This window comes from Tengunoibacter tsumagoiensis, assembly GCF_003967535.1.
Classification (GTDB): domain Bacteria; phylum Chloroflexota; class Ktedonobacteria; order Ktedonobacterales; family Ktedonobacteraceae; genus Tengunoibacter; species Tengunoibacter tsumagoiensis.
Window position 1 is genome coordinate 2,321,651 of the sequence record NZ_BIFR01000001.1, and the last position, 13,734, is coordinate 2,335,384.

General features: G+C 49.3%; 10 protein-coding genes. 5 read left to right on the top strand and 5 right to left on the bottom strand.

Annotated elements, in window-relative coordinates:
• Positions 1-39: 39 nt before the first annotated feature.
• From EL628_RS09145 to cobT, 3 genes are all read left to right on the top strand, one after another.
• Entirely contained in the window at positions 40-1,023 is a 984-nt protein-coding gene (locus tag EL628_RS09145) for an ABC transporter substrate-binding protein (RefSeq protein WP_126579649.1), read from the top strand.
• Positions 1,024-1,306: 283 nt separating this feature from the next.
• Entirely contained in the window at positions 1,307-1,945 is a 639-nt protein-coding gene (gene cobO, locus EL628_RS09150; protein ID WP_126579650.1) for a cob(I)yrinic acid a,c-diamide adenosyltransferase, read from the top strand.
• A 53-nt stretch (positions 1,946-1,998) separates the two neighbouring features.
• The gene (gene cobT / locus EL628_RS09155; RefSeq protein ID WP_126579651.1) at positions 1,999-3,054 is read left to right on the top strand and encodes a nicotinate-nucleotide--dimethylbenzimidazole phosphoribosyltransferase; all 1,056 of its coding nucleotides are present in this window, start codon (positions 1,999-2,001) and stop codon (positions 3,052-3,054) included.
• Between the two features lie 81 nt (positions 3,055-3,135).
• Here the strand turns inward: cobT and EL628_RS09160 are convergent, their stop codons facing one another.
• Complete coding sequence (locus tag EL628_RS09160; RefSeq protein ID WP_126579652.1) at positions 3,136-3,537, bottom strand: response regulator; 402 nt, start codon at positions 3,535-3,537, stop codon at positions 3,136-3,138.
• Between the two features lie 90 nt (positions 3,538-3,627).
• Positions 3,628-6,648: an ATP-binding protein gene (locus tag EL628_RS09165; RefSeq protein WP_161975373.1), complete on the bottom strand. Its 3,021-nt coding sequence runs from the start codon at positions 6,646-6,648 to the stop codon at positions 3,628-3,630.
• A 561-nt stretch (positions 6,649-7,209) separates the two neighbouring features.
• Between EL628_RS09165 and EL628_RS09170 the strand changes: the two genes are divergently transcribed.
• Together EL628_RS09170 and dnaK are read left to right on the top strand one after the other, a co-directional pair.
• Positions 7,210-7,581 carry a MerR family transcriptional regulator gene (locus EL628_RS09170; RefSeq protein ID WP_126579654.1) on the top strand — a complete coding sequence of 124 codons (372 nt, stop codon included), beginning with the start codon at positions 7,210-7,212 and terminating at the stop codon, positions 7,579-7,581.
• Positions 7,582-7,912: 331 nt separating this feature from the next.
• On the top strand, positions 7,913-9,814 hold the full coding sequence (gene dnaK, locus EL628_RS09175; protein ID WP_126579655.1) for a molecular chaperone DnaK: 1,902 nt from the start codon (positions 7,913-7,915) through the stop codon (positions 9,812-9,814).
• Positions 9,815-9,923: 109 nt separating this feature from the next.
• On the opposite strand, the gene EL628_RS09180 is transcribed toward dnaK, so the two are convergent.
• The 3 genes from EL628_RS09180 to ftsY all read right to left on the bottom strand — a co-directional run bounded on the left by EL628_RS09180 (position 9,924) and on the right by ftsY (position 12,920).
• Positions 9,924-10,931: an acetyl-CoA carboxylase carboxyltransferase subunit alpha gene (locus EL628_RS09180; protein WP_126579656.1), complete on the bottom strand. Its 1,008-nt coding sequence runs from the start codon at positions 10,929-10,931 to the stop codon at positions 9,924-9,926.
• 67 nt (positions 10,932-10,998) lie between these two features.
• The gene (gene accD / locus EL628_RS09185; protein WP_126579657.1) at positions 10,999-11,877 is read right to left on the bottom strand and encodes an acetyl-CoA carboxylase, carboxyltransferase subunit beta; all 879 of its coding nucleotides are present in this window, start codon (positions 11,875-11,877) and stop codon (positions 10,999-11,001) included.
• A 14-nt stretch (positions 11,878-11,891) separates the two neighbouring features.
• Positions 11,892-12,920 carry a signal recognition particle-docking protein FtsY gene (gene ftsY, locus EL628_RS09190; protein ID WP_126579658.1) on the bottom strand — a complete coding sequence of 343 codons (1,029 nt, stop codon included), beginning with the start codon at positions 12,918-12,920 and terminating at the stop codon, positions 11,892-11,894.
• Between the last annotated feature and the right edge of the window lie 814 nt (positions 12,921-13,734).

The window sequence follows — 13,734 nt, forward strand, 5'->3', positions numbered from 1 at the left end:
CGGGGTGACGGCGGGCGTTTATTACGGAAGGATTACCAGATGCGCACCCATGTCATCTCCTCTCGTTTAGCTCTTATCTTCCTGATGTGTTGTCTCTTCACGCTGGTGGCCTGTGGAACAGAGACTCCATCTTCCACCACTACAACGCCGCAGGTGACGGCAGATCCTGGCGTTGATGCCTATGGCACGCCAATAGTTATTCCGCAAGCGGCCCCTCAGCGCATTATCGCTTTAGCTCCCAGTGTAAGCGAGACGCTGGCAGCATTGGGCCTGCAAGATCGCGTTGTTGGCGTAGATTATAATACCGATTATCCCGCTGAGATGGCGAAGATTCAGAAGATCTCCGATATCAATGGAAGCTATAATGTAGAGGCTATTGTAGCTTTGCACCCTGATCTTATCCTGAGCGCGGGAAAGATTACCAAAGAGTATGATACAAAGCTTGGCCAGGTTGGTCTACACGTTATCTCGTTGCCATCAGCAAACTTTGCAAAATCAATCGAACAGATTCATCTTGTGGGCCAGTTGACTCATACAGAAAGTAAGGCAATGGCTCTGGTGAAAGATCTGGAGCAGCAGGTGCAGAAGATTAAGGCTGCGGTCAAAGGGGCCAGTACTCCCAGAGTATTATTAGAGATTGATGATAGTACGCCGGGGAAGCCTTATGTCTTTGGAGGCGATTCATTTGGAGATGAAATGCTGCAAGATGCCAACGGCACGAACATTTTCCATGCGGATGCAGGCTATCCACAAGTGAGTGAAGAAGCGATTATTGGAGCGAATCCTCAATATATTGTGTTGACGGAAGATCCCATGTATGGTGGAGATCCACAGGGTGTTTTAAAACGTCCCAACTGGGGGGGGATTGCAGCCGTCAAAGATCTGCACGTCTATCGCATAAATGCCAATATTATGCAGCGCCCTGGCCCTCGTCTGGTAGAGGGGCTACGCTGTCTGGCTCAGACGATTCATCCCGATAAGTTCACTGAGAAATTGCCAGATTATTGTACTGCAACTGTCTAGCTGTTTGTCGGATCTGAATGGGGCTGTCTACTGACAACTCCATTCAGACTGTGTCAGTCCTGAAGAGGCTTAAAGAGAACGGTAGTAGTGCCTCTCCTGGCTCTTTTCCAGTACCGCATCCAGGGATGCGGAAGGTCTTACAATTTAGCTTAGAGCCCTATAATATTTTTCAGTCGTGGGAAAGATCGTCAAGATAGCTCTTAAGTCGCATAATATTTTTTCCAGTCAGGGGAAAGATCGTCAAGTTTCTAGCGGTAAAAAAGAAATACAAGGAGCCATACCTATGGAAGAGCAAAGAAATGTGGAAGAGGTCTCTGCTGAGCATGAAGTCTATGAATTGACCGAGGAGGGGAGAGCAAAGATTCGAGAAGGGCTGGCAGAAGCACGTGCCCATCGCAAACCAGGTCGAAAGGGATTAGTCATTGTCAACACGGGCAATGGGAAAGGCAAAACCAGCGCAGCCCTGGGCGTATTGATGCGCTCCTGGGGTCAGAATATGAGTGGTGTCATGCTGCAATTTTTGAAATCACAGACAGGCAATTGGGGCGAGATTAAAGCTGCTCAACGAATGGGGATAGAGATTATTCCACTGGGTGATGGCTTTACGTGGCTGAGCCAGGATCTTGAACACGATCGAGCCCTGGCCCAGACATGCTGGCAGCTTTGCCGTGAAAAGATCGAGAGCGGCAAGTATGATGTTGTCATTATGGATGAGATCACCTATGCAATTAATTATGGCTGGTTAAATCTCGACGAGATCCTTACTGTCTTGCGTCATCGGAGCCCGGAACTCCATGTTGTATTAACGGGACGGGATGCACCTCAGGCATTGATCGACTTCGCTGACCTTGTCACCGAGATGCGCGAAATTAAACACCCCTACAAAGAAGGAATTATGGCCCAGAAAGGGATTGATTTTTAGCTCTTGTGGACAATATTCTCCATGGCAGGAATAGAGAAGAAAGAGATAGCAATATGCTCGATTTACAAAGTATACGTGAGGCCATCCAGCCAATAAATGCACAGGTAGTCGAAGAGGCCCGCCAGCGACAATTACAGCTAACGAAGCCAGCGGGCAGTCTGGGCAGGTTAGAGGAGATCGCCCTACAACTGGCAGGTATTACCGGTCAGGTCAAGCCACCGCGCTTACAGAAGGCCGTTGTCGTCATGGCAGCCGATCATGGAGTAACAGCCGAAGGAGTGAGCGCCTATCCTGCTGAAGTCACACCACAAATGGTCCTGAATTTTCTGGCGGGAGGGGCTGCCATCAATGCCTTAAGTAAGCAGGCACAGGCAGAAGTCGTTGTTGTAGATATAGGTGTAGCATCTGAACTCTCTGATCAGCGGTTAATCTCTCGAAAGATTCGTTGGGGAACAGCGAACATGGCCCGTGGGGCTGCAATGACCCATGAGGAAGCTTTGCAGGCAATTGCCGTTGGTTATGAAATAGTAACGCGCCTGGCCGAAAGCGGCACAAATGTCGTTGCAACGGGAGAGATGGGGATTGGCAACACCACGGCAGCCAGCGCACTCACGGCAGCACTGCTGGGCAGGGACGTTGCCGAAGTAACGGGGCGAGGTACAGGCATTAACGATCAACAGCTTGCACAGAAGATTCGGATCATCGAGCAGGCTCTGGCAACAAATCAACCTGATAGAAGCGACCCGCTAGACGTGTTAGCAAAGGTTGGAGGCTTAGAGATTGCAGGCCTGGTTGGCGTCATTCTGGGTGCGGCAGAGCGAAAGATGGCCGTTGTTATTGATGGTTTTATCTCGGGGGCGGCTGCACTTGTTGCGGTTACGTACTGTCCAACCAGTCGGGACTATCTATTTGCGGGTCATATCTCAGTTGAGCGTGGTCATCGCCTGATTGTAGAGGCATTAGCGCTTGAGCCTCTGTTAGATCTTCATCTGCGTCTGGGAGAAGGAACGGGAGCTGTACTGGCCTTTCATCTCCTCGATGCGGCACTGGCAACTCATAACGGAATGTCCACCTTTGGCGAAGCTGGTGTGAGCGAGAAAGAAGGATAAGAAAAGAGTACAGCAGTGGTTCTCCATGATAGCAGGCTATCTTGAGAACCACTGCTGTACTCTTTGGATGAGAAGCATTAATTAACGAGTGTTTGCCTCTAGAAGCTCCGCAATGGTATCGAGTACGACAACCACATCAAAAGGTTTCCCCAGATGGGTATTACAACCAATCGCCAGAGCGCGGTCCTGATCCTCTGGCGAAACATGAGCGGTTACAGCAATAATTGGTGTGAAGAGAAATTCAGGCATTTTTCGCATCTGAGCCACAACATCCCAGCCACTCATTCCAGGGAGAGACATATCCATCAAAATAAGGTCTGGCTGATTGCTTGTTGAGACATGGAGGGCTTGAGCTCCATTTTCCGCAAAGAGTAGTTCATACTCCTCGGCCTCTTCGAGGATCTGTGCCAGGAGATCGCGCATATCTTCGCTATCATCTACAATTAAGATGCGCTTTCTTCCTGCTTGAGAATCATTGCTCATAGAATGTGAAGCTCCTTCGCTATGCCGTATAGGGTTTGTAGAGAATAGAGAGGGAAAAAAAACAGAGACCTCTCGTATCTATGGGGCTGTTTATTGTTCTTGATAAGGCTGATTAGCGGTATCTTGAGAAGAAGGCCCCTCTGAGCTGATAGTATTCGTCTCAGCGTTCTCTTCTCCTTTCTCAGCCATTGTCTGGTCCAGGTGAGACTGACTTTCGACAACAAGGGTGGATGTATTGTTATGTTGTTGTTCTAATTGAACAAAGAGCATTAGAAGATCGGGAGAAGCTTTCTCAATCATCATTATAACATCCTGTCCGTTGTTGATAGTTGATACATGGTATCCAGTCTCTTGTACGAGGCGATCGACCAGTTCCTGTATATTCTGTTCGTTATGAACGAGCATAATATGTTTGAATGGATGAGGTAGCTCCTGCTCTTCAGGTGCTACAGAGGTTGACCCGATTGTTTGTTCGATGGCCTCTACCTGTGGCAGCAAAGTTGCAGTGGTCAACTGTTGTAACGTTGACAGGAGAGCATCGCGTGCAACCGGTTTCACGAGATACTCATCAGCCCCAAGTACATAGCCAGCGGAGCGATCCTCAAGGACCGTTAAGAGGATCACAGGAATCGCAGCTGTAGCGGGATTTGATTTGAGCTGATGAAGAATCTGCCAGCCATTCACTTTTGGCATCATAATATCGAGCGTAATGGCATGAGGATGTAACTCTTCGATAACCTTCAAAGCCTGTGTCGAATCTTGAACACCTACGACCCGATAGGGGGATTGTTCAAGCGAAGCCGAGATCAACTGAAGCACATCGGGATTATCGTCGATGGCAACCACCAGACGGCCATCCTCCTCATCCGACAGCGTTGTGCGCGGCTCGCTTGTCTGGCGTTGTGAGGCTGGATGGAGCGTATTTAAGCGCACTTCTTGAAGAGATTGACGGTCGCGAGCGTGAAGTGGGAGCAGGATCGTAAATGTTGTGCCTACGCCAGGCTCACTCTCAATCTCAACCCGTCCTCCCAGCAGAGTCGTAAATTCGCGCACGATCGAGAGCCCCAGTCCAGTGCCGCTATAGCTACGTGTATTGCTATTATCTATCTGGTAGAAGGCTTCAAAAATCTTTGATTGTTGATCTGGTGGAATGCCAATGCCCGTATCTTTCACAGAGATTGCAACCTGTTGAGCTTCGGAACGACCGCCAGTGGCACTTGTAGTGCGGAGTGTAGCCCCAATGGTTACCAGGCCTTTTTCTGTAAACTTGAGCGCATTAGAGAGCAGATTCAGCACGATCTGTCGTAACTTCATGGGATCGGTCTCGATGGTACGTACCTCATCGGAGACCTCAATATGCACACGTGTGCGGCGCTCAAGAGCCATGGAACGTGTCTCTTCAACCAGCGATGTCAGGAGTTCCTGGAGATTGGTCTCCGTCGCATTGACATCCATGCGACCAGCCTCAACCTTTGCCAGATCAAGCACATCGTTAATTAAAGTGAGAAGATGTTGCGCATTTTTGAGAATACGATCGACATTACTTGTCTGACGGTCATTCAATGGAGATTTTGCCGATGAGCGTAGCAGCATCTGACTAAAACCAATGATCGAGGTCAGGGGAGTGCGAAGTTCGTGAGACATCGTTGAGAGGAAACGGCTCCGCGCCCGATTCGCCTCTTCAAGTGCAGCATTCAGTGCCGTGAGCTCATCTCGTTGCTGCCGGAGTGAGTAATTGGCGCGAGCCTGTGCTTGAGACTGTTCGGCTAATTGTTGAGCTTGTGTGCGGATATGCGCATAGGATTGGGCATTACTGATGGACGAACTGATATTACTGCCCAGTACAGCAAAGACATTGCGTGTCTGTTCCCTCATGGGATAGAGCGAACCAATTACCAGCACTCCCAGGAGCTCATTCCCCTGGATAAGAGGGAGATGATACATACTAGCTGGAACGACCTGACCAAGGAGCGTTTTTAACTGGAAGGAGCCAGTCTGTGTTGTTTTGGATTGGCTAATGAAGAGTGGTTTGCGTTCCTGTGCAGAGCGTCCAACCAGCCCTTCTCCCAAAGTAAAGTTCTGCTGTAGTTGCGCTCTATCTAATCCTTGAGATGAAGAGAGCTGTAGAAGCTGCTTCTCTTGATTATAGAGATAAAAAGCACCTACTTGAAGATCCAGCAGAGGGAGCGCATGTTTTAAAAAGGCCGCCATTAATTCGTTGAGGTCGAGACTATCCGTCAGGATAGTATTAAGCTGAGTAACCTGTTCTAAGATATCGCGATCCTGAAGGGCGATGTGCTGTTCGTTGAGCTGATCAGCCATCGTATTGAAGGTATGGCCTACTTCGTAGAGATCGGTATCGGTAATATTTTGGACGCGGGTAGAGAAATCACCGGCTCCGAAGGCTGCTGCGGCATCGCGTAGTTCTCCCAGTTGTTGTTTTTGTGCCATAACAAAGAAGTTAAACGTGCGCCAGAGCCAGAGGATAGCGACAACTGTAAGCACAATTGCCCCAACCAGACAGCCAAAATCGACAAGATTGATCTGTGTCTGAAGATTTGTAAGATCATTATCGGTTACAGTCTGAAGACGAGCAACTGAGCGGCGGAAATCATCAAACAGCATTTTCCCTTCAGTATTGAGCTGAGCATCGCGAGCTGCGGCAAGATTTCCACTGTGCATTGTATCGATTTGAGGGTTAGCAAAGCGGTTGGTCCATTGTAAGGCTTTATCATCAACCTCAGTTAAGACTGTGCTTGTAGACTGAAAGTTAGAACCTGCTGTTTCTTCTTTAATATGCTGGAGCGTTGAGGCATATTGTGAGCGTCCATTCGTGAGCGGCTCAAGAAAAATCTCGTTATTGGTCGTAATATAACCGCGTAACCCGGTTTCTTGATCAATCATAGCCTGAAGAAGGACATTCACATCACTATGTATTGCAACCTTCTGTTCTCCAAGCTGCCTTTGAGTGACAATAGCAAAGATCCCAATGACGGACGTCAAGACAAAACAGAACATAAGAAGGCTAATAGTGCGAATAAGACGTCTTTTCAGTTGTTCAATGAGACGTTGTTTCTGTTGTTGTGGAGAAATAAGCATCTGATTTTTCATGGTTACGATCATCTTTTTCTTGGCCAGATAAAAGTTCTTTCTCCTTCCTCTTTGTATACCTGGAAAGAGCAATACAGAGAGAAGGGTCTGATGTGTTGGGAGAATAATAGCGAAATGGCCCAATAAGTTGCTGCTAGTATACCATGTTCTGCTCTGTTTAGAAAATGGCTAACCAGTCACAGATAGCTCGCAATCAGGGGGCACTCTTACCGTTGCTCGACTGATAATGCTTCCTTTATTGAGAAGGCAGGTGATCTGCACAGTCTTACCTTTCTCAATAAGCACATACCATTACTACGTTATGCAGAGAATGGCGGTTGAGCGCTGGTAATTACGGCCTATTCACTGGTGATTAAAGAGAGCGCAAAGGGAAAAGCGGAAGAGCAGAGATTCTGGCTTTCTCCTTACGTCTGGCTTCAAGTAACTTGACAAAAAATGTAAGAAAATGTACTCTAAAATGAGACCAGTGAGCTTGCAGTGGCAAAAAGGCGTGGTAGGGATGAGCCAGACGTGAAGTGTAAGCGAGAGAATAATCAAGGATAAGGAAGGAGGTTAAAAAGGATGGGGAACGTCTCACGAACTGGGAACGCATTTGAGAGCGAGGAACATCGAAGGATACCAAAATACTCAATTGGAGTGGTCTCGCGTCTGATCGGGATCCCTCCTCAGACGTTGCGCCGTTATGAAGAAGCTGGACTCCTGGACCCTGCCCGCCATGATGGCAAGAATCGGCTCTATTCTGATGAAAACCTGACCATTCTGCAAGAGATTGCCGAACTGGCTGAGCAAGGAATAAACGTTGTTGGTATTCGCTATATTCTCCAGATGCGTCAACAAGTATTTAGCCTCCAGCAAGAGATGCTCGAGATACGCATGAGCCTGGAACGCGAGTATGTGCGCATAAATAGAGAGGATAATTCAGCCAGGAAGTAGCCTGTACTGTATAAAAGGGGAGAAGGATGTTTGTAAGACACCCTTCTCTTTTTTTGTGCCTGTTTTGCCTCCCTGCTCTCTATCCGCCATTCACTTCTAAGCTGAACGATAGATCAATAGTTAGAATTGTGTTAGAGGAACAGGTTTTTTGCTGCAAATGACTTGACAATTTTTGTAAAGTCATGCATAATATCGATGTAAGGTGACTGGGCACTGAGACAGAGCCACAAATGGAGTGCCCGCTCTCTCTATTGTAACGTCGGTATGTTGGCATGGTAGAAAGACAAGACTGCCTTCTGCCTTACGGTTTGTAAGAAGGAGAATGAAATAGATGGCAAAAGTAATTGGGATAGATCTTGGTACCACGAACTCTGTGGTAGCAGTGATTGAAGCAGGTGAGCCAACAGTTTTAGAGAACAACGAGGGTTCGCGTCTGACCCCATCCGTGGTAGCGATTACCAAAAGTGGCGAGAGGCTGGTGGGTCAGGTAGCAAAGCGACAGGCCGTCACCAATCCAGAGAACACCATTTTCTCCATTAAGCGTTTAATGGGGCGTAAATATAGTGATAGTGAAGTTCAGCGCACATTGAAATCCGTCCCCTACAAGATATCCCAGGCCACCAACGGCGATGTGCGTGTAACGATTGCTGGTCGTGAATACAGCCCACCAGAAGTCTCAGCGATGATTTTGCAGAAATTGAAGGCTGATGCTGAGGCGCGTCTGGGCGAGACGATTACACAGGCTGTGATTACCGTTCCTGCCTACTTTAACGATACCCAGCGACAGGCTACAAAAGACGCAGGAAAGATTGCAGGGCTTGAAGTTTTGCGCATCATCAACGAGCCAACCGCAGCCTCGCTTGCCTATGGTCTAGATAAAAAGCATGACGAGACGATTGCCGTCTATGACCTGGGTGGTGGAACCTTTGATATCTCCATCTTACAGCTTGGAGAAGGTGTCTTTGAAGTGCGCTCGACCAATGGGGATACGCACCTGGGTGGCGATGACTTTGACCAGCGTGTGATTGACTGGATTGCCGAAGAGTTCAAGCGAGAGCAAGGCATCGACCTGCGCAACGATCGCATGGCGGTTCAACGTTTAAAAGAGGCGGCGGAGCGAGCAAAGATTGAACTTTCGTCCTCGATGCAGACCGAGATCAATCTGCCCTTTATCACTGCGGACTCAAATGGTCCAAAGCATCTGGTCATGTCTTTGACGCGTGCCAGACTAGAGCAACTGGTAGGAGATCTCATTGAGCGCACCAAAGAACCAGTGCTTAAAGCCTTACAGGATGCAGGTCTGAAGGCATCGGAGGTCAATGAAGTGGTTCTGGTTGGTGGTCAGACGCGTATGCCAGCGGTCGTCGAAATGGTCAAGAACCTCTTTAATAAGGAACCGCATAAAGGCGTGAACCCTGATGAGGTCGTAGCCATTGGAGCAGCGATTCAGGCTGGCGTCTTACAGGGAGATGTCAAAGATGTCTTGCTGCTGGACGTAACGCCGCTCTCGCTGGGCGTTGAGACGCTGGGTGGAGTCATGACGCGACTGATTGAGCGAAACACGACCATTCCAGCCCGTAAGAGCGAGCTGTTCAGTACAGCCGAAGATAATCAGCCTTCAGTAGAGATTCACGTCTTGCAGGGAGAGCGAGAGCTGGCGCGTGACAATAAGAGCCTTGGGCATTTCCATCTTGATGGGATTCCACCGGCTCCTCGTGGACTGCCACAGATTGAAGTTACCTTTGATATCGATGCCAATGGTATTCTGAGTGTTACCGCCAGAGATAAAGCCAGTGGACGAGAGCAGAAGATCACCATTACAGCCTCCAGTGGCCTCTCGAAAGACGAGGTTGAGCGACTGGTGCGTGAAGGAGAAATTCATGCTCAAGAAGATCGACGACGTAAAGAAGAGATTGAGCAGCGCAACAAGGCGGATAGCCTGGCCTATCAGTCAGAGAGAACCCTCAAAGATGTTGGCGAGAAGATCTCACCAGCCCTGCGAACCGAGATCGAAGAGAAGATCAAGGCAGTGCGAGAGGCAATCACCGCTAACGATGCCTTCCGGCTCAGTCGTGCCAGCAGTGAATTAGAAAACAGTATGCAGAGGATCGGGCAAGAAGTCTATAGCCAGGGTCAGGGACAAAGTACCGAAGGGGGCCATACGCAAGAGCCTGCAAGCGGTCGAGGTCCAACCGAGGAGGGGACAGTAGAAGGAGAGTTCCGCGAAGTCTAGTCCAGTCAGCATGAACAGAAGCGTTCAGAGACGCTAAGGTTGCCAGAAGCAATCCTCCTCTGATCGAGAAACTTTCGATCAGAGGAGGATTTTTTCATATAGAAAAGAATTATTGAATTGTATTAAGACTATTCTCAGAGGGAAGAGCATCTTGAGCTGGTTCCAGGCGGCCAAACTGGCCGATCGAGCGGAACTTCTGATAGCGCTGTTCTAGACGAACCTCAGGAGAGAGCTGCTTAATCTCAGCCAGATTTGCCTGGAGCGCTTGTTTTAGCGTCTGGCACATCTGCGCATAATTGCGATGAGCGGCACCGAGAGGTTCGGGGACAATCTCATCAATCAGGCCCAGCTCTTTGAGATCGCTGGCTCGAATGCGCATCCCCTCAGCCGCTTGAGCAGCGTAAGCGGAATCGCGCCAGAGAATAGAAGCAGCGGCTTCAGGAGCGGCCACCGTATAGATGCTATGTTCGAGCATAAGAATGCGATCGGCAACGCTGATAGCGAGAGCGCCACCACTACCGCCTTCTCCAATTACCACCGCAATAATGGGCACATTGATGCGAGACATAATATAGAGGCTAGAAGCAATCGCCTCAGCCTGACCGCGCTCCTCATCCACCAGAGCGACCGAAGCGCCCGAGGCATCGATCAGACTAATAATGGGGATATGAAATTTTTCAGCCTGTTGCATCAAGCGGCAGGCTTTCCGATATCCCTCGGGATGAGACATTCCCAGATTGCGGAACTGCTTCTCCTTCATATCCCGGCCCTTCTGGTGGCAGAGCAACATCACAGTCTCATCGCCCAATTTTGCCGGACCGGCCATAATCGCGTGGTCATCGCCAAACGAGCGATCGCCATGCAATTCAAAGAAATCGTCAAACAGTAGACGGATATAATCAGCGGAATAGGGTCGATCCTTATGGCGAGCCACAGCGACCGTTTGCCAACTCGAGAGATTCTTATAAATCTCTTCGGTGCGTTGGCGGAGTTCGCGTTCGAGCTCCTGGAGCTGTGAGACCTCATCAGGTTTTAAGCGGTCCCCTTTGCGCTGCAAGGCTGAGATTTTCTTATCGAGCTCAGCCAATGGTTTTTCAAATTCCAGATCGTAGGCCATCGCAAATCCTTCTATTAGAGCTATGCAAGAGCAGTGAAACGCGAGCGTCTTCAACTGCGAGCAAGCGTTATTTAGAATATAAATGGAGAAGTTGAGCGAGCGTTTGTCGCAAATCGCGCCGATGGACCACTGCATCGATCATGCCATGCTGGAGAGCGAACTCAGAATTGACGGTCCCTTCGGGAAGCTTAATATGCATAAACTGCTCGATCACGCGCGGCCCGGTAAAGCAGATGAGGGCACCTGGCTCAGCCAGGATCACATCGCCAAGCATAGCAAAGCTAGCGGAGACCCCACCAGTCGTGGGATCGGTTAAGAGACTAAAATAAGGCAATCCAGCTTCGCCGAGCTTTGCCAGAGCGGCGGAGGTTTTAGCCATTTGCATAAGTGAGTATAGCCCCTCTTGCATGCGAGCGCCGCCGGAAGTAGAGGCGATCAAGACAGGAATCTTGCGTTCGATTCCGATCTCAATGGCACGCGTAATCTTCTCGCCGACTCCTGAGCCCATACTACCGCCCATAAAATGAAAATCCATCACAGCCAGAGCCAGAGGGTGTGTTTCGATAGTGGCATGTCCGATCACCACCCCCTCATTCAGACCGGCTTTTTGACGTTCAGCCTGAAGTTTTTCGGCATAGGTACGTTGATCTGGATGAGAAGGAGGCTGTACACGAAATTGAAGTGGATCGACAGAGATAATATCTGCATCCTGCTCGCTAAAGCTCCCCTGATCGACCAGAAGGGCGATGCGCTCATGAGCGGTTAATTTAAAATGATAATTGCAGCGTGAACAGACCTTTAAATTTTTCTCCAGATCCCGCCGATAGAGGATCTCCTTACACTTCGGGCATTTCTCGGCAACATTTCCGATTGCGGGCAGAGCGGGCTGCGTCTCTTTCGTGGAGCTTGCCTGCCCGGTCAAAGGAACAGACGCTTCTTTAACCATAAAGAACCTCTCGATTAATCATGAGCGAAGAGTGCAGCTACAAATTGTTGTGGCTCAAAAGGGATCAGATCTCCGACCTTTTCACCAATCCCGATAAATTTGATGGGCACTCCCAGGTCATCGGTGACAGCGAAAGCAAAGCCGCCCTTGGCAGTGCCATCCATTTTGGTAATAATGACACCAGTTAACCCGATATCGGCGGCAAATTGGCGTGCCTGCAGCAATGCATTCTGTCCCGTAGGAGCATCGATGACCATTAACAACTCGTGGGGACCATCAGGAACGAATTTCTGAATAATACGATTAATCTTCTTTAACTCTTCCATCAGGTTGAACTTGGTTTGTAGACGGCCAGCAGTATCGACAATAAGGATATCATAGCCACGGCTGGTAGCAGCTTGAAGTGCATCATAGACCACCGCAGCGGGATCAGAGCCCTGATTTTGACTGATGACAGGAACATCGATACGGCGTCCCCATTCCTGAATTTGATCGATGGCAGCGGCACGAAACGTATCGGCGGCGGCCAGCATCACCTTGTGACCCTGTAATTTGAGAAGATTCGCCATCTTTGCGATACTGGTTGTCTTGCCAGATCCATTGACGCCAATCACAAGAAAAACGGTCAGAGGAGATTTTTTCGACAGGCGTAGGGGTGAAGTCTCGCCGAGGAGATCGCTGAGCTCTTCGCGGAGAGCCATCTGAACCTGAGCGCCAGTGCGCATCTGCTCATTGGCAGCTCGTTGTTGCAAGCGTTCGATCAGCCCTAAAGAGGTACTGGGACCTACATCGGCAGTGAGCAGCGCCTCAGTGAGATCATCCCATAACTCATCAGTAATAAGATCAGTGTCCTGGACCGTATTGCCCAACCGGCTGAAGAGTTGGCGTGTGCGGCTTAAGAAGTTCGAACGTTGTTCTACGACGGCGGGTGGCTCCGCGGCGGGCTCAGAGACGGGCTCAGGAGCTGCCTGGGACTGCGACTCGCGTCTTAGTTTTTCATCCGGATCTTCTTTCGGTTTTTGCCCAAAGAATCGATTGAGCACGTCAGCTTTGACTCCTTTTAGTCTTTATCGTTCCACAGTCGCTTCAGAAGAGCGAGAGGGATGAGCATGTCTACAACAAGAAATAGAGGGCAAATAACCACCCTTTCAAGGAAGAGAAAGTGATTACCCCTCTACGTAAGAGAGGCAAAAGGAGAAATGTGTGCACTACCTTTTGCCTCCTTTGTACAGTTTGGGGGACGGGACTGGCCGTTCCAGTCTGTACGGATGTTGTGTGAAGCCCCACTCCCTATTGGCGACCGCTGCGGTACGTATGGAGAGAGCCATCACTGATCGGTTCATTAATTATAATGTCACCGTTACGGATTTTTATATTGTACAGGCACGAAGGGTTGGTGCAAACCCATGCTTTGTACTCGATGGAAGCTCCCTGGCTACCGAAATCCGAAAGCGGAACCAGATCACCTTCACTACATTTGCGACACCGGGGAAATGCATTTTCCACGAAATCGCCTCCTTCCTTCTCTCTGGAGGTAATATGCGCTTGTTTCAGGTGAACAAGCGAGGCTTAGCTTGTGAGTAAGCCGAGGGGGAGCCTCCGCCGCTGCATCCGCGTCCCCACAGCAGGTATAATCCATGCCCTACCTATCATACCATAACTTCTTTTCCCTGTCAGCAGGTAAGTGAAGAATTCTTCATCTATCCGAGCGAGAAAAAGCTCAACTATGCTGCTGCGATCACGAGCTGAAAAGGAGGAGAAGGAATAGTCTGGCATCGTACCTTCAGCATAACAGGTGAAACAACTATCGTCAAGTATGCAGATATGCAAATAATATGCTGTGATGGCCCTGAGGAA

What these genes read in the sequence shown, in the direction of transcription:
- EL628_RS09145 (WP_126579649.1), top strand. Translation starts at nt 40, where the DNA reads ATGCGCACCCATGTCATCTCCTCTCGTTTAGCTCTTATCTTCCTGATG.
- cobO (WP_126579650.1), top strand. Translation starts at nt 1,307, where the DNA reads ATGGAAGAGCAAAGAAATGTGGAAGAGGTCTCTGCTGAGCATGAAGTC.
- cobT (WP_126579651.1), top strand. Translation starts at nt 1,999, where the DNA reads ATGCTCGATTTACAAAGTATACGTGAGGCCATCCAGCCAATAAATGCA.
- EL628_RS09160 (WP_126579652.1), bottom strand. Translation starts at nt 3,537, where the DNA reads ATGAGCAATGATTCTCAAGCAGGAAGAAAGCGCATCTTAATTGTAGAT.
- EL628_RS09165 (WP_161975373.1), bottom strand. Translation starts at nt 6,648, where the DNA reads ATGAAAAATCAGATGCTTATTTCTCCACAACAACAGAAACAACGTCTC.
- EL628_RS09170 (WP_126579654.1), top strand. Translation starts at nt 7,210, where the DNA reads ATGGGGAACGTCTCACGAACTGGGAACGCATTTGAGAGCGAGGAACAT.
- dnaK (WP_126579655.1), top strand. Translation starts at nt 7,913, where the DNA reads ATGGCAAAAGTAATTGGGATAGATCTTGGTACCACGAACTCTGTGGTA.
- EL628_RS09180 (WP_126579656.1), bottom strand. Translation starts at nt 10,931, where the DNA reads ATGGCCTACGATCTGGAATTTGAAAAACCATTGGCTGAGCTCGATAAG.
- accD (WP_126579657.1), bottom strand. Translation starts at nt 11,877, where the DNA reads ATGGTTAAAGAAGCGTCTGTTCCTTTGACCGGGCAGGCAAGCTCCACG.